The organism is Nocardiopsis aegyptia, from assembly GCF_013410755.1.
Lineage (GTDB): Bacteria > Actinomycetota > Actinomycetes > Streptosporangiales > Streptosporangiaceae > Nocardiopsis > Nocardiopsis aegyptia.
In genome coordinates, this window is sequence record NZ_JACCFS010000001.1 from 3,462,763 (window position 1) to 3,481,732 (window position 18,970).

General features: G+C 72.2%; 16 protein-coding genes and 1 tRNA gene. 11 read left to right on the plus strand and 6 right to left on the minus strand.

Features of this window, described 5'->3' with window-relative positions; all coding sequences use genetic code 11:
* Positions 1 to 69: 69 nt before the first annotated feature.
* The gene (locus tag HNR10_RS31995) at positions 70 to 849 is read left to right on the plus strand and encodes a DUF3566 domain-containing protein (protein WP_376769794.1); all 780 of its coding nucleotides are present in this window, start codon (positions 70 to 72) and stop codon (positions 847 to 849) included.
* Between the two features lie 91 nt (positions 850 to 940).
* On the opposite strand, the gene HNR10_RS15555 is transcribed toward HNR10_RS31995, so the two are convergent.
* Positions 941 to 2,728 (minus strand): thiamine pyrophosphate-requiring protein, encoded by a 1,788-nt coding sequence (locus HNR10_RS15555; RefSeq protein ID WP_179824285.1) that lies wholly within the window; start codon positions 2,726 to 2,728, stop codon positions 941 to 943.
* 277 nt (positions 2,729 to 3,005) lie between these two features.
* Between HNR10_RS15555 and HNR10_RS15560 the strand changes: the two genes are divergently transcribed.
* The 7 genes from HNR10_RS15560 (at position 3,006) to HNR10_RS15590 (ending at position 11,624) form a co-directional block, all read left to right on the plus strand.
* The gene (locus HNR10_RS15560; RefSeq protein WP_179824286.1) at positions 3,006 to 6,098 is read left to right on the plus strand and encodes an FAD-binding and (Fe-S)-binding domain-containing protein; all 3,093 of its coding nucleotides are present in this window, start codon (positions 3,006 to 3,008) and stop codon (positions 6,096 to 6,098) included.
* The gene (locus HNR10_RS15565; protein ID WP_312889281.1) at positions 6,095 to 7,222 is read left to right on the plus strand and encodes an enolase C-terminal domain-like protein; all 1,128 of its coding nucleotides are present in this window, start codon (positions 6,095 to 6,097) and stop codon (positions 7,220 to 7,222) included. The genes HNR10_RS15560 and HNR10_RS15565 overlap by 4 nt, the downstream gene beginning before the upstream one ends.
* Positions 7,223 to 7,361: 139 nt before the next feature.
* Positions 7,362 to 7,435: transfer RNA gene (locus HNR10_RS15570), tRNA-Ile, on the plus strand.
* Positions 7,436 to 7,883: 448 nt separating this feature from the next.
* Entirely contained in the window at positions 7,884 to 9,026 is a 1,143-nt protein-coding gene (locus tag HNR10_RS15575; RefSeq protein WP_246406253.1) for an LPXTG cell wall anchor domain-containing protein, read from the plus strand.
* Positions 9,027 to 9,309: 283 nt separating this feature from the next.
* Positions 9,310 to 10,257: a helix-turn-helix domain-containing protein gene (locus tag HNR10_RS15580; protein WP_179824298.1), complete on the plus strand. Its 948-nt coding sequence runs from the start codon at positions 9,310 to 9,312 to the stop codon at positions 10,255 to 10,257.
* The gene (locus HNR10_RS15585; protein ID WP_179824300.1) at positions 10,254 to 10,838 is read left to right on the plus strand and encodes a dihydrofolate reductase family protein; all 585 of its coding nucleotides are present in this window, start codon (positions 10,254 to 10,256) and stop codon (positions 10,836 to 10,838) included. The genes HNR10_RS15580 and HNR10_RS15585 overlap by 4 nt, the downstream gene beginning before the upstream one ends.
* 153 nt (positions 10,839 to 10,991) lie before the next feature.
* On the plus strand, positions 10,992 to 11,624 hold the full coding sequence (locus HNR10_RS15590; protein WP_179824302.1) for an MBL fold metallo-hydrolase: 633 nt from the start codon (positions 10,992 to 10,994) through the stop codon (positions 11,622 to 11,624).
* A gap of 57 nt (positions 11,625 to 11,681) precedes the next feature.
* Here the strand turns inward: HNR10_RS15590 and HNR10_RS15595 are convergent, their stop codons facing one another.
* Positions 11,682 to 12,314, minus strand: a complete 633-nt coding sequence (locus tag HNR10_RS15595) for a VOC family protein (RefSeq protein WP_218897794.1) — start codon at positions 12,312 to 12,314, stop codon at positions 11,682 to 11,684.
* A 280-nt stretch (positions 12,315 to 12,594) separates the two neighbouring features.
* Between HNR10_RS15595 and HNR10_RS15600 the strand changes: the two genes are divergently transcribed.
* A complete protein-coding gene (locus HNR10_RS15600; RefSeq protein ID WP_179824306.1) occupies positions 12,595 to 13,374 on the plus strand; it encodes a cyclase family protein in 780 nt (259 codons plus the stop codon).
* Positions 13,375 to 13,486: 112 nt separating this feature from the next.
* Positions 13,487 to 14,191: a polysaccharide deacetylase family protein gene (locus HNR10_RS15605; RefSeq protein WP_312889282.1), complete on the plus strand. Its 705-nt coding sequence runs from the start codon at positions 13,487 to 13,489 to the stop codon at positions 14,189 to 14,191.
* Between the two features lie 47 nt (positions 14,192 to 14,238).
* Here HNR10_RS15605 and HNR10_RS15610 read toward each other — a convergent pair whose 3' ends face one another.
* Positions 14,239 to 15,372, minus strand: coding sequence for an endo-1,4-beta-xylanase (locus tag HNR10_RS15610; protein WP_179824308.1), 1,134 nt, complete (start codon positions 15,370 to 15,372; stop codon positions 14,239 to 14,241).
* Between the two features lie 335 nt (positions 15,373 to 15,707).
* Entirely contained in the window at positions 15,708 to 16,670 is a 963-nt protein-coding gene (locus HNR10_RS15615) for an NADP-dependent oxidoreductase (protein WP_246406255.1), read from the minus strand.
* Positions 16,671 to 16,739: 69 nt separating this feature from the next.
* Between HNR10_RS15615 and HNR10_RS15620 the strand changes: the two genes are divergently transcribed.
* The gene (locus HNR10_RS15620; RefSeq protein WP_179824310.1) at positions 16,740 to 17,687 is read left to right on the plus strand and encodes a GlxA family transcriptional regulator; all 948 of its coding nucleotides are present in this window, start codon (positions 16,740 to 16,742) and stop codon (positions 17,685 to 17,687) included.
* Between the two features lie 79 nt (positions 17,688 to 17,766).
* Here the strand turns inward: HNR10_RS15620 and HNR10_RS15625 are convergent, their stop codons facing one another.
* Positions 17,767 to 18,273, minus strand: coding sequence for a hypothetical protein (locus HNR10_RS15625; RefSeq protein WP_179824312.1), 507 nt, complete (start codon positions 18,271 to 18,273; stop codon positions 17,767 to 17,769).
* 109 nt (positions 18,274 to 18,382) lie between these two features.
* The gene (locus HNR10_RS15630) at positions 18,383 to 18,823 is read right to left on the minus strand and encodes a MarR family winged helix-turn-helix transcriptional regulator (protein ID WP_179824314.1); all 441 of its coding nucleotides are present in this window, start codon (positions 18,821 to 18,823) and stop codon (positions 18,383 to 18,385) included.
* Between the last annotated feature and the right edge of the window lie 147 nt (positions 18,824 to 18,970).

Here is an 18,970-nt window from a genome sequence, read left to right on the forward strand (position 1 = left end):
GCGGAGGCCTCCGCGAAGGGTGCCACGGAGGACGAGGCTGCGGATGAGTCCGGGGCCGAGACCACCGGGGTGACCGAGGAGGCCGAGTCCACCCAGGGGGCCGAGGACACCGAGGCCACCGAGGGCGTCCGGGACGCCGACGAGGCTGAGGACACCGAGGCGGCCGGGGCCGGCACGGTCTCCGAGGACACCGAGGACACCACGGTGTCCGAGGCGGCCCAGGACTCCGGGAAGGCCACGGTCTCCGCGGAGACCGAGCGCCCGGAGGACTCCGAGGACTCCGAGGACTCCGAGGGCACCACGGCCGCGGCCGCGGGGGCGGCCTCAGGCACGTCCGCGGAGCGGGGCGGGGACGAGACGGATGCGGGGCATGAGTCGGTGGCGGATCGCACGGAGGCGGGAGAGGCACCAGTGACGGATCCGAAGGACGCGGTCCCCCAGGGGACCAACGCCGTGAAGGCGACCCTGTCGAGCCGCAAGGCGCACCTGACGGTCTCCAGAGTGGAGCCGTGGTCGGTGATGAAGTTCAGCTTCGTCGTCTCCCTGGTCGCCTTCATCGTCCTGTTCGTGGCGATCACGGTGATCTACGTGACGCTGTCGATGCTGGGCGTCTTCGACGAGCTGACCAACATGATCAACGCGCTCCTGGAGGGCGACGGATCCGAGGACGAGCTGGGGCTCAACCCGGCCGCCTGGTTCTCGCCCGGGCGCGTGCTCGGCTACACGGGTGTGGTGGGAGCGCTGAACATCGTGCTCATCACCGCGCTGTCGACCGTGTCCGCGATGCTCTACAACCTGGTCGCCGACCTCGTCGGCGGTGTGGACGTGACGCTGTCCGAGGCCGAGTAGCGGCACTCGGCACGAACGCGGTGGGAGCCGGCCCCGTCACGGGGCCGGCTCCCACTGTCTCCGGCCGGTCGTCCCTGCCGGTCGTTCCGGCTCAGCGCTTGCCCGGGAGGAACTCCTGGGCCTTGGACTTGATCCCCTGCGCCATCACCGACCACGCCTCCGGGTCGCCCTTGGCCAGCGCCTCGGCCGTGCTCTGCATCTGGTCGAGCGTGGCGTGCGGCGGAATGGGCGGGATGGCCGGGTCGGTGACGAACTCCAGCAGCGCGGGCCGGTCGGCGGCCAGTGCCCGGCGCCAGGCGTCGCCCACACCCTCCGGGCTGTCGACCCGGATACCCAGCAGCCCCAGGCTCTCGGCGAACCCGGCGTAGGACAGGTCCGGGATCCGCTGCGAGGGAATGAACTGCGGCGTACCGCCCATCGCGCGCAGCTCCCAGGTGACCTGGTTCAGGTCGCCGTTGTTGAAGACGGCCACGATGGCGCGCGGGTCGTCCCACTCCTTGGCGTAGTGGGAGAGCGTGATCAGCTCGTTGAGGCCGCTCATCTGCATGGCCCCGTCACCCACCAGCGCGATCACCGGCCGGTCGGGGTGGGCGAACTTCGCACCCGTGGCGTAGGGCGCACCCGGGCACATCGTCGCGAGCGTGCCGGAGAGCGACCCGCGCATGCCCTGGCGGAAGCGCAGGTGGCGGGCGTACCAGTTGGCGGCCGACCCCGAGTCCGACGTCACGATCACGTTGTCGGGCAGCAGCGGCGACAGCTCGTGGCAGACGAGTTCGGGGTTGACCGGGTCCGCCTCGACGTGCGCCCGCTGTTCGAGGACCTGCCACCACCGCTCGACGTTGTTCTCGATCTTCTCGCGCCAGGACCGGTCCGTCTTGCGTTCGAGCAGCGGCAGCAGCATCCGCAGCGACTCGGTGGCGTCGCCGACCAGGTTGCACTCGAACGGGTACCGCATGCCGAGCATCGTCGGGTCGATGTCGATCTGCACGGCCCGTGCCTGGTCGAAGTCCGGCAGGAACTGGCTGTAGGGCAGGTTGGAGCCCACCACGAGCAGGGTGTCGCAGTCGCGCATCAGCTCGTAGGACGGTCGGGTCCCGAGCAGGCCGATCGCACCGGTCACGAAGGTCGGCTCGTCCGACAGCACGTCCTTGCCCAGGAGGGCCTTGGCCACGCCGGCGCCGAGGACGTCGGCGACCTCGGTGAGCTCCCGGGCCGCGCCGCGCGCCCCCTGCCCGGCCAGGATCGCGACCCGCTCGCCGGCGTTGAGGATCTCCGCGGCCTTCGCCAGCCCCTCCGCGGAGGGCATGACCTGGCCGCGCGAGACGCCCAGGCTGGAGGGCACCATCTTGAAGTCGTGCGTCGGCGGCGAGTACTCCAGCTCCTGCACGTCGGACGGGATGATGACCGCGGTGACCGTGCGCCGCGTGATCGCCGTGCGGATCGCCCGGTCCAGCACGTTGGGCAGCTGCTCGGGCACCGTGACCATCTGCAGGTAGTCGCCGGCCACGTCCTTGTACAGCGACATCAGGTCGACTTCCTGCTGGTAGGCGCCGCCCATCGCGCTGCGGTTGGTCTGCCCGATGATCGCGACCACGGGGACGTGGTCGAGTTTGGCGTCGTAGAGGCCGTTGAGCAGGTGGATGGCGCCGGGCCCGGACGTGGCCGCGCAGACGCCGACGCGGCCGGAGAACTTGGCGTAGCCGGTGGCCTCGAACGCCGACAGCTCCTCATGGCGGGACTGGATGAACTTGGGCCGGTTGTCGGCGCGCCCCCAGGCGCCGAGCAGACCGTTGATGCCGTCGCCCGAGTAGGAGAAGACGTGCTCGATCCCCCACTCCCGCAGGCGTGCCAGTACGTGGTCAGCGACCAAGTCGGCCATGGTGCTTCCTCTCCCGGGGGCCAGGACCCGGCCATCGGGATCCCCCGTCTCGTCGCGCTCACTCCCGCGCGTGGTGCCCGCGCCGCGGGAGCCCTCTGTGGCCGCGACTACCCAGCCCGCGTGGACGCACACGTCCCGCCGCCGAATCCGTGGCCGCGCGCGGTGCCCGCCGTCGTGGACGTTTGTGCCAGGGACAGGCGGTTAGGGGGCGCTTAGGGCACACACGGCGGGAGTGCCCGCGGCAGGGCAGCGCGCACCGGTCGAAGGGGGAAATCACATGGCCGCGGAACAGGACCGGCTCCCCGGGCAGGACCGGCTCCCCGGGCAGGGCCGGCCCTCCGGGGACGCGACGGGGACGGACACCGACCCCCTGTTCCGGGACCTGGTGGCACGCGTGGACGGCGAGGTGCGGTTCGACACGGGCACACTGGCCGCGTACTCCACGGACGCCTCCAACTACCGCCAGGTGCCGATCGGCGTGGTCGCGCCGGCCACCGTGGAGGACGGGGTCGAGGCGGTGGCCGTGTGCCGCGAGCACGGCGCCCCGGTCCTGTCCAGGGGCGGCGGCACGAGCCTGGCCGGGCAGACCGTCAACCACGCGGTCGTGCTCGACTGGTCCAAGTACTGCGACGGCGTCCTCGACGTCGATCCGGAGAAGCGCACCGCGGTCGTGGAACCGGGTGTGGTCCTGGACGCGCTCAACGACCGTGCGGGCGAGGCCGGCCGGGGCCTGGTGTTCGGCCCGCGGCCCTCCACCCACGGCCAGTGCACGCTCGGCGGGATGATCGGCAACAACTCGTGCGGAGCCAGCGCGCAGGCCTACGGCAAGACCGTGGACAACGTCCTCCGGCTGGAGGTGCTGACCTACGACGGGTGCCGGATGTGGGTGGGCCCGACCACGGACGAGGAGTACGACCGGATCCTGGCGGAGGGCGGGCGCCGCGCCGAGATCCACCGCGAGCTGCGCGCGCTGCGGGACCGGTACGCCCTCGCCGTCCGCCGGCGCTTCCCCGACATCCCCCGGCGCGTCTCGGGCTACAACCTCGACTCCCTGCTGCCGGAGCACGGGTTCGACGTCGCGGCGGCGCTCGTGGGTTCGGAGGGGACCCTGGTGACCGTGCTGCGGGCGGAGGTGCGCCTGGTCCGGCAACCGGCGGCCTCGGCCCTCGTGGTGTGCGGTTTCGAGGACGTCTTCGACGCGGCCGACGCCGTGCCCGAGGTCCTGGAGTACGGCCCGCACACCCTGGAGGGGCTGGACGACAAGCTCATCGGCTACGAGGTCCGCAAGCACCTGCACCCCGAGGCGGTGCGGCGGATGCCTGAGGGCGCCGGATGGCTGATGGTCCAGTTCGGGGGCGCCGACCGCGAGGAGGCCGTCGGACGCGCCCGCGAGTTCGCGGACTCGTCCGACGCCGTGCGGAGCCGGGACGTCCTCGTGGTGGACGACCCCGCGGACCAGGACCGGATGTGGCAGGCGCGCGAGGCCGGCCTGGGAGCCACGGCCCGGGTACCGGACGAGGCCGACACCTGGCCGGGCTGGGAGGACTCCGCGGTGGCACCGGAGCACTTCGGCGCCTACCTGCGGGACCTGCACGCGTTGATGGAGGAGTTCGGGTACGCGTACCGGTCCTCGTTCTACGGCCACTTCGGCCACGGGTGCCTGCACACGCGCATCCCCTTCGACCTGTCGTCGCCCTCGGGGGTGGACGCCTACCGCCGGTTCGCCGAGCGGGCCGCCGACCTGGTGGTCGGCTACGGGGGGTCGCTGTCCGGCGAGCACGGGGACGGGCGGTCCCGCGCCGAGCTGTGGCCCCGGATGTTCGGTGCCGAGCTCATGCCCGCGTTCGCCGAGATGAAGCGGATCTTCGACCCCGACGACCGGATGAACCCCGGCAGGCTCGTCCGTCCCGGCGACGGGCGCCCCAGCCCGCTCGACGCGGACCTGCGGCTGGGGCCCTCCCGCCGACCGCGCGAGACCCACACGTACTTCGGCTATCCGCACGACGACCGCGACTTCGACCGGGCGGTCCAGCGCTGCGTCGGTGTGGGCAAGTGCCGCACGGAGACCGGCGGGGTCATGTGCCCGAGCTACCGCGTCACCGGGGAGGAGGAGCACTCCACCCGGGGACGCGCCCGGCTGCTCTCCGAGATGCTGCGCGGCGACCTGATCGAGGACGGGTGGCGCTCCGACCGGGTGGAGGGCGCCCTGGACCTGTGCCTGGCGTGCAAGGGCTGCAAGACCGACTGCCCGGTCAACGTCGACATGGCGACCTACAAGGCCGAGTTCCTCGCCCAGCACTATGAGGGCCGCGTGCGCCCGGCCGCGCACTACGCGCTGGGCTGGCTCCCGCTGTGGGCCAGGGCCGGGTCGCTGGCGCCGGAGGCGGCCAACGCCCTGAGCGCCCGTCCGCTGCTGACCGGCCTCGGCAAGCGCCTCGCCGGCCTGGCGCGGGAGCGCCCGGTCCCGGCGATCGCGCCCCGGCGCTTCAGCGACGCCCTGCGCCGGCGCGGGAGCCAGGGGGGCGACCGCGGCGAGGTCGTGCTGTGGCCGGACACCTTCACCGACAACTTCCACCCGCAGATCGGGGCCGCGGCCGTCCGGGTGCTGGAGTCGGCGGGATTCCGCGTCCGGGTGCCCCCGCGCACGCCTTGCTGCGGGCTGACCTGGATCTCCACCGGTCAACTGGGCGTGGCGCGCCGCGTGCTGCGGCGCACCCTGCGCCTGCTGCGCGACGACATCCGCGCCGGGACGCCGATCGTGGGCCTGGAACCCTCGTGCACGGCGGTGCTGCGCTCCGACGCGGTCGAGCTGTTCCCCGACGACGAACTCGCCGCCGGGCTGCGGGACAACGTCCACACCCTCGCCGAGTTCCTGCACAGCCACGCGCCCGACTGGGAACCGCCGCGCCTGGACCGGGTCGCCGTCGCCCAGCCCCACTGCCACCAGCACGCAATCCTGGGCTTCGACGAGGACGCCCGGCTGCTGGAGCGCACCGGTGCCGAGGTGGACGTCCTCGACGAGGGGTGCTGCGGCCTGGCGGGCGACTTCGGTTTCGAGGACGGGCACTACGCCGTGTCGATGGCCGTCGCCGAGAACGGCCTGCTCCCCGCCGTCCGCTCGGCGGACCAGCGCGCGCTGCTGCTGGCGGACGGGTTCAGCTGTCGGACGCAGATCGAGCAGGCGGGGGTCGGGCGCCAGGCCGTGCACCTGGCCGAGGCGCTGGACCTGGCCCAGCGCGGAGCGCTGCCCCGGGAGCGCCCGGAGCGGGCGGCCACGCGGTTCGCCCCGCCGCGCACGGTGCCCGAGTACGACCCGGCCGAGATCGCCGAGGAGGCGGTGCGCGCGGGACGCCGGGTGGGACGGCCGTGAACGGCGCGGACATGGGTGGCGCCGCCGATCCGCTGGTCACCGGGGTGGAGGCGGCGGTGTACACCGTGCCCACCGACCGGCCCTCGGCGGACGGCACGCTCTCCTGGGACTCGACCACGATGGTGCTCGTCCGTGTGCGCGGGGGCGGCCTGGAGGGCCTCGGCTGGACCTACGGGCCGGCCGCGTGCGCGTCCGTCGTCCGCGACCTGCTCGCCGACCAGGTCCGGGGGCGGCCGGTCCTGGACGTGCCCGCCGCCCTGGCGGCCATGATCCGCGCGGTGCGCAACGCGGGCCGCCCGGGCGCCGTCGGCTACGCGGTGTCGGCCGTGGAGACCGCGCTGTGGGACCTCAAGGCCAGGGTGGTCGGCCTGCCCCTGTACCGGCTGCTCGGCGCCGCCCGCACGGGTGCGCCGCTGTACGGCAGCGGCGGGCTGACCAGCTACGGGGACGACGTCCTGCGCGAGCAGCTCTCCCACTGGGTGCACGAGCAGGGCTTCACGCGGGTCAAGATCAAGATCGGCGAGGGCTGGGGGCGCCGGGAGCGCCGCGACCTGGAGCGCCTCGCGATCGCGCGCGAGGCGGTGGGGCCGGACGTGGAGCTCTTCGCCGACGCCAACGGCGCCTACTCCGACAAGCAGGCGATCCGGCTCGCGGGCGCGCTGGCCGACCTGGACGTGCGCTGGCTGGAGGAGCCGGTCTCCTCCGACGACCTGGACGGGCTCCGGCGCGTCCGGGGCTCGGTCCCGGCGGACGTGGCCGCGGGAGAGTACGGGTTCGACCTCACCTACTTCCAGCGGATGTGCGCGGCGGGGGCGGTGGACTGCCTCCAGGCGGACATCACCCGGTGCGGCGGACTCCTGGAGTTCGCCCGCGCGGCGACCGTGGCCGCCGCCCACGGGTTGGAGCTGTCGGCGCACTGCGCGCCGTACCTGCACCGCCACGCGGTCCTGCCGCTGACGAACCTGCGGCACCTGGAGTGGTTCCACGACCACGTCCGCATCGAGACCCGCTTCTTCGACGGCGCGGACCCGCCGGTCGACGGCGTGCTGTACCCGGACCGCGACCGCCCGGGGCTCGGCCTGGACCTCAGGGAGGCCGACGCGGACGCCTACCGCACGGGCTGACTCCGCACGCGTTCGGAGTACTCCCGGTGACGGGATACCATCGGAGGCGAAGCGGGTCGCCCTGTGCGCACCCCCTTCCCGCCCAGGTGAGCCGGTTCGCTCCGGTTCCCAGGATGCGGTAGAGTTCCTCCCGGAACGAGGGCGTATAGCTCAGTCGGTTAGAGCGCATCCCTGATAAGGATGAGGCCCCAGGTTCAAGTCCTGGTACGCCCACACTCGTAAGCAGCACAAAGGCCCCGCCGGATGTTCCGGCGGGGCCTTCGTCGTGCGCGCGGTCGCCGCGCCCGTCGTCTCGTCGCGCTCGTCCCGTTCGTCGTCTCGGCGACATGTCGACACCGGGCCGCATCACCATGTCGACCCGGTCCCGGTCCAAGGGTGCCGGAACGACGTCCCGAACGCCGTATGGTTTACGGCGCACTGTGGAATTCCATAAGAATTCCATTATGGCGCAGGAGGAAAAGAGCAGCACAGTTATATGTTTGTTGTTTTGGTTTGTCTCTGTGTGTCTCTTCTGGTGATTAGGGTCGTTTGTCGGCGGATGAACGCTATTGGTGCTCCCGCGCACCCCCGTGCCCGCTGGTCGAGGGGTCGCGCTCCACCCGCCATCCCCACACAGCCGGTCCGAGAAGCGTGGACCGGACCGATGCGAACGAGGATTCCCTTGGTTTTCCCTTCCCCCGTCTCCGCCCGTCGCGTACTCCAGGGCGGCATCACCTTCGCCGCGTTCGGCGCGCTGAGCGTCGCGGCTTCCGTTCCCGCCCACGCCGAGAACGGAGAGGTCGGTTACGCGTACACGAGTGCCGCCGACGAGGGCAGGATCTTCGGGATCTACCTGCGAGGGGGTGACGTCGGCGGCTACGGTGGCCCCCTCTACGACGGTGAGGTGTACTCCGACTCCGTCCACAGCATCACGGTGGATGTGGTGGAGGACGACCTCTCCGCCCGCGTGATGTTCAGGGAACTGCGCATCGAGCTCACGGAAGCCGACATCGAGGCGATGCGGGAGGCAGCCGAGGACGGGGTGTCCCAGCCCGGCCTCGAAAACGCCGGGGACGGGTCCGGCGAGACGGTCCTCCAGGCCTCCTATGCCGATCCCGAGATCGCGGTCACCCAGAACTGGGCGGGCGACAGGGAGTTCTCCCACGACCCGGGTACGGAGTCCGTCGAGGTGAACGAACTCGGCGCCGAGATCTCCTTCTCCACCGGGACGGCCGCCTGGCACGAGACCCTTGAGGACCGGTCTCTGGTGTACCAGGGGTTGGACGCTGAGCAGGAGCTGTGGGGCGGGATCCAGACCCTGGACATGGTCGTGTCCTTCCCCGACGAGGGGTTCAGCGTCTCCTACCGGGTCGGAGAGGCCATCGTCGCCTCGGACACGGCCCCCGCCGGGGACGGCGATGGCGATGGCGACGACGGGGACACCGGCGGCGACGGGACCGGTGAGGGCGACGGCGACGACGAGACCCCCGGTGAGGACGGGACCGACGGCGAGGGCGACGGGTCCGGCCAGGACGGGAACGGCGAAGGCGACGGGACCGACGGCGAGGGCGACGGAGACAGCCAGGACGGGAACGGCCAGGACGGAAACGGCCAGGGCGCCGACTCCGGGAGCGAGGGAGACCAGGACTCCGCCGAGAACACGGCTGGGGAGGGGGCCGACGATCCCCTCGCGCAGACCGGTAGCCCGGTCGCGGGCCTGATCGCCGCCGGTGCCGCGGTCGCCGCCGGAGGCGGCGCGGCGCTCTACTGGGGCCGCCGCAGGAAGGCCGCGTCCGCGGGCACCGAGGAGCCGAGCCAGAGCTGAGCTGGCGGGTAGGGCTCCGGGTCCACGTCCTGGTACGCCCACACTCACAAGCAGTACGAAGGCCCCGCCGGATGTCCGGCGGGGCCTTCGTCGTGCGCGCGGTCGCCGCGCCCGTCGTCTCGTCGCGCTCGTCCCGTTCGTCGTCTCGGCGACATGTCGACACCCGGCCGCATCACCATGTCGACCCGACGGGCACCCGCGGCCGCCACCCCGTCGGAAGGCACGCCGCGACAGGGCAAGATCGGTCAAGCGGCGTCGGGCGCGGCGCGAACATACTGGTCGCATGACCGTTCCCACCGACGAACCGCCCTCCGGGCGCGACCGTCTGCGCGAGCTTCTCGACGCGGTCCTGGACGAGGACAGCACCCGGCTGGCGGACATGGCGGACCGCGCCCACTCCTCACCCTTCCACTTCAGCCGCCGGCTCTCCCGCGACACCGGGGAGTCGCCCGTGGCGCTGCGCCGCAGGGTCCTGCTGGAGCGGGCCGCCTGGCAGATCGGCCAGGGCAGCAGCGTCACCGACGCGGCCTTCGCGGCCGGGTACGAGTCGGTGGAGGGCTTCATCCGGGCCTTCACCCGCGCGTTCGGTCACCCGCCCGGTGCCACCACCGCCGGGAGCGGGCGGTGGCTGCCCGCCCCGAACGGCGTCCACTTCCACCCGCCGATCCACCTGTGGGTCGAGGGGAACCCGAGGAGCCGACCGGCCATGGACCTGACCGCACTCCAGATCCACCACGACGTGGACGACACCGCGCTGCTCATCCGCCTGGCCGCGGAGCTGCCCGAGGAGGACTACCGGAAGGTGTGGAGCCCCGGCCGTACCGTCCTGACCTGGGACGGGCCGGAGGAGTCCATCGCCGCCACCCTGGAGCACCTCGTGCGGTCCAAGGAGGTCTGGCTCGCCTCCATCGAGGGCTCGGACTTCCCCGCACGCGGCTTCGACGACCCGGCGTCGCTGATGTCCCGCCACGAGGAGGCGGGAGCGCGCTGGATCGCGGCCGTGGACGACATGGGGCGCAGGGACGCCTGGGGCGACCGGCTCATCGACGCCCTGTGCGATCCGCCGGAGAGCTTCCTGCTGGGCGGGGTCGTGGCGCACGTACTGACGTACGCGGCGCACCGCAGGCAGGCCGTCCGGCACATGCTGCGGTCCTCGGGGGTCGAGGTCGGCCACGGGGACCCGCTCGAATGGCTCCAGAACCGCAACGAACGACGAGGAGACACACCATGAGGACCGTCTACAACACCGCCACCAGCCTCGACGGGTTCATCGCCGACCAGGACAACTCCCTGGAGTGGCTGTTCGCGGTGGAGGAGCCCGAACCAGGAGGCGGGGAAGGCGGGTCCGCCGACGACACCGAGGACGCCACCGCCCTCGGCGAGACCGAGGACTTCATAGCCAAGGCGGGCGCGATCGTCATGGGCGCGACCACCTACGAGTGGATCGTGGAGCACGAGGGCGGCAAGCCCTGGCCCTACTCGGTGCCCACATGGGTCCTCACCCACCGCGAGCTCCCGCGGATCGAGGGGGACCTGCGCTTCGCCAGTGCCGACACCGACCAGGAGCTGCGAGACCTGCACGCGAGCATGGTCGAGGCCGCGGGCGGGCGCGACGTGTGGGTGGTCGGCGGTGGCCGCCTGGCCGCGGACCTGGCCCGGCTGGGCCTGCTCGACGAGGTCGTCGTGTCCGTCGCGCCGGTCAGCCTGGGCGGGGGCGCTCCCCTGCTCGACGGACGGGTGCGCCTGCGCGCCCTGGAGGCCAGGCTGCTGGGCCCCTTCGCCTGCCTGCGCTACGAGGTCGTCCACGACTGAGGAACGGCCGCCGCCGAGGGCGGACGCGCCGAGGTATCGACGCGCCGACGACTCGACACGGCGGCCGGGTACCGCGCCCCGGGACCGGGAACACTGGGACGGTCGTCCGAAGACGCGGGCGGCCTCCCGAGGACCCGACGAGAGAGCCCGGCCATGAAGCTCACGAAGAACACCCACTCCTGCGTCCGCGTGGACAGGGGCGGTCGCGCCCTGGTCCTGGACCCCGGCCAGTTCGGCACCGGGGACGAACTCGCGGATGCCGAGGCGATCCTCATCACCCACGAGCATCCGGACCACTTCGACGAGGGCCGTGTGCGGGAGGCGCTCGAAGCCGACGCCGCCACGCAGGTGTGGACGACCGGAGCCGTCGCCGAGCGGCTCTCGTCCGGCTTCCCAGGAAGGGTGCACGTCGTCGGCCACGGTGACGCCTTCACCGCGGCCGGCCTCCAGGTGCGGGTGTACGGCGAGTACCACGCCGTCATCCACCCCGACGTGCCCCGGATCGCCAACGTGGGCTTTCTGGTCGAGGACTCCCTCTTCCACCCGGGTGACGCCCTGACCGTGCCCGACAGCCCGGTGGAGACCCTGCTGCTCCCCCTGGCCGCGCCCTGGAGCAAGACCCAGGAGGTCGTCGACTACGTCCGCGAGGTCGCCCCGACGCGCACCGTCGACGTCCACGACGCGCTGCTGAGCCCTATCGGCACCGCCGTCTTCGACAGGATGGTGGGGTCCCTGACCCCCTCGGAGAACAGCCGCCTGGAGGTCGGGGACTCCACCGACGTCTGACCGGTCGCCGGCCGAGCGGTCCGCGTCCGACCGTCCCGCCCCCACCCGGCGGCACGGTCAGGAGGAGTGGGCCGGGGCCGCGGCCTCCCACGCGAACCCGTCGGGGTCGGTGAAGGCCCCGGCTCCGCCGCCGATGGTGAGCCGGTGCGAACCGCTGCCCTCGGCGGGCACGCCGGCGTCCTTGGCCAACGCCTTGTGCCGGTACAGCGCCAGCTTGACCGGTCTCTCCCCCGACTCGAACTCGACGTACACGCGGCCGAAGCTCTTGGCCACGGTCAGGCCGTGGTCGACGTAGAACCGCTTGCTCGCGGCCACGTCCTCGACGCCCAGCAGGAGCACCATGTCGTCGATCCCCCGCGTGGCGGGACCGGAGTTCTTCTTCGCCCCGGTCGCCACCTTCCAGATGGATCCGTCCGGAGCCCGGACGACGCCGCCGTAGCCCCAGAACGACTTCGCGACGGGCTTGAGCTCCGTCGCGCCGGCGTCGAGGGCGGCTCCGACGAGGGCGTCGACGTCGGCGGGCTGGGACACCATGAGCGACAGGGTGTACCCGCGGAACCCGGCCGACGGCTCCTGCGAGGCACGCAGGCGCACCTGCGGGCCCAGGCCGAAGGCGGTGGAGTAGAAGCGGTCGGCGGCCGTCGTGTCGGCCACGTCGAGGGTGATGGAGTCGATGTTCGTCATGTCCATGACGCTAGTCCTGGGCCGGTGACCGGTGCTTCTCGATTCCTGACCGGTTCGCGCCGCCCCTCACGCGTTCCGCTCGGCCCCGCACGCGTTCCACCCGGCCGCGGACCCGTCCTCGGTTCCGGACGCCATGTCGTCATGCGTCCCTGTCGCCATGGCGTCGTGTCGTCATGCGGACAGATCTCCCTGACCAGGTTCCGTCCGCCCTCCACGGAGGTAAGGGGTAGGCGGTGTCGCCGCACGGTGACACCCGGCGACCACGACCTCCAGGAGCCCTGACCGCATGCGCCGACTCGTCGACATCTCCGTCCCCCTGCGGGCGGGAATCCCCACCGACCCGCCCGGCCTCACGCCGGAGATCGACTACCTCTCCCACCAGCAGACGCAGGACGACCTACTGCGCTTCTTCCCCGGTGCGACCAGGGACGACCTGCCCGACGGGGAGGGCTGGGCCGTGGAGTGGGTCCGGATGACCACCCACTCCGGCACCCACCTGGACGCCCCCTACCACTACGCCTCGACGATGGACGGCGGCGAGCGCGCCATCACCATCGACGAGGTGCCGCTGGAGTGGTGCTTCCAACCCGGCGTGAAGCTGGACCTGCGCCACTTCGAGGACGGGTACGTGGTCACGCCGGACGACATCGACGCCGCGCTCGACCGGATCGGCCACCGGCTGAGCCCGCTGGAGATCGTCGTGGTCAACACCAGCGCCGGCGAGCGCTACGGACACGACGACTACGTCTCCAAGGGCTGCGGCATCGGCCGGGACGCCACGCTGCACCTCCTCTCCCAGGGTGTGCGGCTCACCGGGACCGACGCCTGGAGCTGGGACGCCCCGTTCGTCCACACCGCGCGGCGCTACGCCCGGGAGGGTGACGCGTCGGTGATCTGGGAGGGGCACCGGGCGGGCCGCGAGGTCGGCTACTGCCACATCGAGAAGCTGCACAACCTCGAAGCCCTGCCGGACGTCGGCTTCCAGATCGTCTGCTTCCCGACGAAGGTGCACGCGGCCTCCGCCGGATGGACCCGCGCCGTGGCCGTCATCGACGAGGAGGAGTAGGCCGTCCGCGGTGACACTCCGGCCGGGTCGTTGACACTCTCCGTGGCGGCTTCTACGGTCTCAGTCCAACACTGTCGAAAGTGTGCGGAAACTTTCGGTCGAGGAGACTCCTGTGCCCCAGCGGACCCGACCCCCGAGGAGCCGTTGGCTGACGGCCGTGCTGTCCGTGGGACTCGTCCTGAGCACGGCGGCTCCGGTCCACGCGCGCCCCGCCGTGACACCGGAGCTCGTCGACTCCACCCGGGCGGAAGGCAGGGCCGTGGCCCTGACCTTCGACGACGGCCCCCACCCCGTCCACACGCCCCGACTGCTGGACGTGCTCCGCGAGCACCGGGTCGAGGCCGTGTTCTGCCTGGTGGGCGAGCAGGTACGGCGGCACCCGGACATCGTCCGCCGGATCGTGGTCGAGGGACACACGCTGTGCAACCACACGATGGACCACGACGACCTGGGCGACTGGGGGCCGGAGGAGATCCGCCGGGACCTGGCGGCCACCAACGACGTCATCCACGCGGTCGTGCCCGGCGCCGCCATCCCCTACTTCCGCGCGCCCTACGGTTCCTGGGGCGCGACGCCGCAGGTGGCCGCCGACATGGGCCTGCAACCGCTGGGCTGGAGCCTGGACGTGGTCGACTGGGACCCGCCCGGCACCGACGTGCTCGTCGAGCGGCTGCGGACGGGGATCACACCGGGGGCGGTCGTCCTCATGCACGACGGCATGGGCGACCGCAGCCAGACCGTCGACGCCGTGGACCGGGTCGTCCCGGAGTTCCAGGCCGACGGCTGGCACTTCACCCGGCCCGCGATGCGCGCGTAGCCGCGGGGCCCGGCCTCCCCATGGGCGACCGGGCTCCGCCGCCGTCCCTACCCGGCGTGGGCCAGGGTGCGGAGCAGCGCGTAGAAGGCGGGCTTGCGCTGGAAGCGGTCCGTCATGACCGTCGCGTACCCCTCGTCCTCGAAGAAGTGCGGCACCCAGGAGTACTTGTCGGTGAACCCCCAGATGGTGAAGGAACGGCACCCCTCCACGTTGAGGCACGCCTCCAGCGCCTGCCGGTAGTAGTCGGCCTGCTGGGCGAGCTGCTCCCTGCTCGGCCGACCGTGGCGCCCGTCCGGCGCCATGCGCACGTCGAGCTCGGTGATGGCCGTGTTCAGGCCCAGCTCGTCGAAGCGGCGCAGGTTGTCCTCCAGATCGCCGGGGAACGCGTACTGGAGGCTCAGGTGCGCCTGCGTGGAGAAGCCGTGCAGCGGCACGCCCTGCTCCAGCAGGTCCTGCGCGAACGCGTAGTAGGCGTCGCTCTTGGGATTGACGCCGTCGACGTTGTAGTCGTTGAGGAACAGCTCGGCGGACGGGTCGGCCTCGTGGGCCCAGCGGAAGGCGTCGGCGATGATCCCCGGGCCGAGCTCGCGGATCCAGATGTTCTCCTCCGTGCGCAGCTCCCCGTCCTCCTGGAAGATCTCGTTGGCCACGTCCCACTGGTCGATCCGGCCGGAGTAGCGGCCGACGACGGTGGTGATGTGCTCGCGCAGCAGTGTCCGCAGCTCCTCGCGCGAGAAGTCGCCCTCCTCCAGCCAGTCGGGGTTCTGGCTGTGCCAGAGGAGGGTGTGGCCGCGGACGACCTGGCCGTTGGCCTCGGCGTACTCGACGATGGCGTCGGCCGCGGCGAAGTCGTAGGTGTCCTGGTCCGGGCGCAGGAACTCCCACTTCATCTGGTTCTCGGGCGACAGCGAGCTGAACTGCTGGGACATGTGCCGCAGGTAGCGCCTGTCGTGGGTGAAGGGGTCGGGGTAGTCCTGGTCCTCGTGGTGGCCGCCGCCGGCGACGGCCGTGCCGATCACCATTCCTTCGGGCGCGGCCTCGCGGAGCCGGTGGTGCCACGCGGAGGCGGGTGCGGCCGTCCGCGCTTCGGCCTCCGGGAGCGGGGAGGCGACCGCGGTGACGAGGGGGAGCGCCAGCACGGTCGCGGTGAGCAGTGCGGGGAGAGTGCGCATCGGTCGCACGGGGGGTCTCCAATTCGCGGGGGGCAAGTTTCCGAAACTTTTCGGAAATTTATTACTCCCGACATTAGATCGAGCGCGAAGTCAACGTCAATACCCGGACGTCGTCCACGCCCGTCGGCGTGGGGAGACAGTGATCGTGTAGCGCAGGAAACGCCAGTTGGCAGGGGTGGAGTTGGCCTGCCGGAGAGGTGTGTCCGTGGAAACCCATCAGGGCAAATCCACCGATAGTTTCTGTCACCGGGGGTGCGGGTGTCACATCCGAAAGCGGACCGCCGGGCCCGACGTGGGTCGGACCCGGCGGTGGAGCCGGAACGGCTCCGCGTGAACGGAGCGGGTCAGTCCCGCACGACCAGGACGATCTTGCCCGTGGTCCGCTCGGTCTCGCCCAGGGCGTGCGCCTTGGCGGCGTCGGCGAGCGGGAACGTCGTCTGGACGTGGGCCCGCAGGTGTCCCGCCTCCGCGAGATCGGCGATCGCCGCCATCCCCGCGTGGTCGGCCTCCACCAGCAGGGTCTCCACCCGCACTCCGAGTCGGGCCGCCCGCTCCGCCTCGTCCGGGTCCTGGCCGGGCAGCAGGGACACCAGGACGCCTCCGGGCTTGAGGACGTCGAGTGAGCGGCTGCGGGTCTCGCCTGAGAGCGGGTCCAGGACGACGTCGACGTCCTCGACGACCTCGGTGAAGTCCTCGTTGCGGTAGTCCACGACCTGGTCGGCGCCGAGTTCGCGGAGGAAGCCGTGCTTGGCGGCGCTGGCCGTGCCGATGACGTGGGCCCCGCGCGCCTTGGCGATCTGCACGGCGAGATGGCCGACGCCGCCCGCCGCGGCGTGCACGAGGACCCGCGTCCCGTTCCCGACGCCGGCCGTGTCGACCAGCGCCTGGTGGGCGGTGAGCGCGGCGAGCGGCAGCGCCCCGCCCTGGACGTGGTCGATGGCGTCGGGCTTGTGCGCGAACGCGCGGGCGGGCCCGACGGCGTACTCGGCGTGCGCCCCCACGCCGTGGGGGTAGGGGAGCATGCCGAAGACCCGGTCGCCCGGCTTGAAGAGGGTGACGCCGTAGCCGACGGCCTCGACCACGCCGGAGACGTCCCAGCCCAGGATCAGCGGAAGCCGCCCGAGGAACAGGCCCGAGGCCCGGTGCTTCCAGTCCGTGGGGTTCAGGCCGGCGGCGTGGACGGCGACCAGGATCTGGCTGGGGCCGGGTGCGGGCCGGGGGACGGTGGTCTCGGTGAGGACCTCGGGGCCGCCGTGGGTGTCCTGGCTGATGGCGCGCATGGTGGGTGCGTCGTTCGTGTTCTCCATGGTTCCAGCGTGGCCGAGCCGCCGTGCGACGGCCATGGCAAGATTGCCGTTTTTCGATAGGATCGTGCCATGTCGCGTCCGCACCGAGTCGTCGTCCTCGCCCTGGCCGGGGTGTACCCGTTCGAACTGGGCATTCCGAACCGCGTCTTCGGGTCCGCCGAGGGGCGGTACGAGATCCTGACCTGCACGGTCGACGGCGGTCCGGTGCCCACCAACGCCGATTTCGCGCTCACCGTGGAACACGGGGCCGAGCTCCTGGGCACTGCGGACACCGTGGTGATCCCGCCCTACGACTCCGCCCGGATCGAGCGCGACCCCTCCCCCGCCGTCACCGCCGCGCTGGAGCGGATCCGCCCCGGTACGCGGGTGGTGTCCATCTGCACGGGCGCCTTCGTGCTCGCCGCCGCCGGCCGCCTGGACGGGCGTCCGGCCACCACCCACTGGTCGCTGGCGGACACCTTCCGCCGGTGGTATCCGGAGGTGGACGTGGACCCGGACGTGCTGTTCGTCGACGACGGCGACGTGCTGACCTCGGCGGGTGCCGCGTCCGGTGTCGACGTGTGCCTGCACCTGATCCGCGCCGACCACGGCAGCGAGGTCGCCAACCACGTGGCGCGCGTGTGCGTGGTGCCGCCCTGGCGTGACGGCGGCCAGGCCCAGTACATCGAGCGGCCGGTCCCGGAGGCGCCCGACGACGGGACGTCCGCCACCCGCCAGTGGGCGCTGGGGCGCCTGCACGAACCGCTGTCCCTGGCCGATCTCGCCGCGCACGCCCGGATGAGTTCGCGCACCTTCTCCCGTCGCTTCCAGGACGAGGTCGGGACGAGCCCCGGCCGTTGGCTGATCCGTCAGCGGGTCGAGCGCGCCCGGTACCTTCTGGAGTCCAGCGACCTCCCGGTGGACGAGATCGCGATCCAGGTGGGCTTCGCCACGGGCACGTCCCTGCGCCAGCACCTCCAGGCGGCGATCGGTGTCTCCCCGATCGCCTACCGGCGCACCTTCCGCGGCGCCGCCTGACCGGCCGCCGGTCGACCTGTCGCCAGATCGCCGTGTCGATACGGTGACCTGGCGGCACGGCGCCGTGCCGACCTTCCGCTCACGCTCCGGCCTCGGAGCCCGGGCGCACGATCATGAGGACGACGACGGCCGCCCACACGAGGTTGTAGATCCCGGCGAGCATGGACAGCCTGCGCAGCGGCCGGGTCCCGCCGGGGTTGCGGAGCGCCTCGCGCTGGCGCGGGTAGATCTGCGTGGCGAGCAGGACACCGGCGACGAGGGTGAGGGTCATGGAGACGTTGATCCAGATCTCCCCCATGCGCCCCTGCACGATCGCCAGGGCGATCCCCGCCATGGGGACGACGAGGCCGAACAGGGCGTAGCCGCGGGTGATGCGGTGCATGGACGCGGCCACGGCGCGGTTGCGCTCCCCCACCGGATCGGCGTCCGGGGCCGAGGTCGGGGGCGTGGCGGTGTCCGCTTCCGGAGCCGGTGGCGTGGTGGCGGCGATCGGCGCGTACCGGGGGAACAGGCTCGCGGCGACCGCCGATCCCCCGACGAACACGATGGCGGCCAGGACGTGCACCGAGAGCAGGACGTGCTCCATGGGTTCTCCTTCCAACCTTCAGGGTGGCTGAAGCCTATCCCAAGCTTCAGGCATGCTGAAGGCGGGGTCCGTGGCGGCGGGGACGACGCACGAACGGAGTGGCGCGGGCTCAGTCCTCGCCGGTGAAGGCCGTCAGGATCGCCTGGCCGACCCGGCGCTGGATCGGGTCGGCCTCCGGCCCGAACAGGTGCTCGTCCACACGCGCGATCGCCTCGCGTGCCCGCTGGAGCAGGCGGAGGCCCTCGGGCGTCGGCTCGATCTCCGAGGCCGAGCCCGCGCGCGCGGTGCGGTCGCGGGCCAGCCCGGCGGCCAGCAGGGACCGCACCCCGGTGTGCACGCTCTGGACGGTGATGCCGGACATCCGGGCGAGCTCGCTGAACGAGGCGCCGGGCACCCCCGAGATGTGCCCCAGCAGCCCGAGCCTGGCGACCGTGAGGCCCAGCGGGGCCAGGGCCTCGCCGAGCTCCGTCTCGACGCTGCGCGCCAGGGTCAGCACGAGGATCGAGACGCTCGTGTCGGGCGGTCCGGGGCGGGTGTCATCGGTGCTCACGCCTCCAGTCTCGCGCACCCCGCGTCCTGGACCGCGCTCCCACCCGTGCCCTCGCCTCCGCCCGGTCGCCCCGTCCCGCGGATCGCTCTGTCGACATGTCGCCGTGGACCACGAGTGTCACCCGGCGTGCACGGGCGCCTCCGTTTC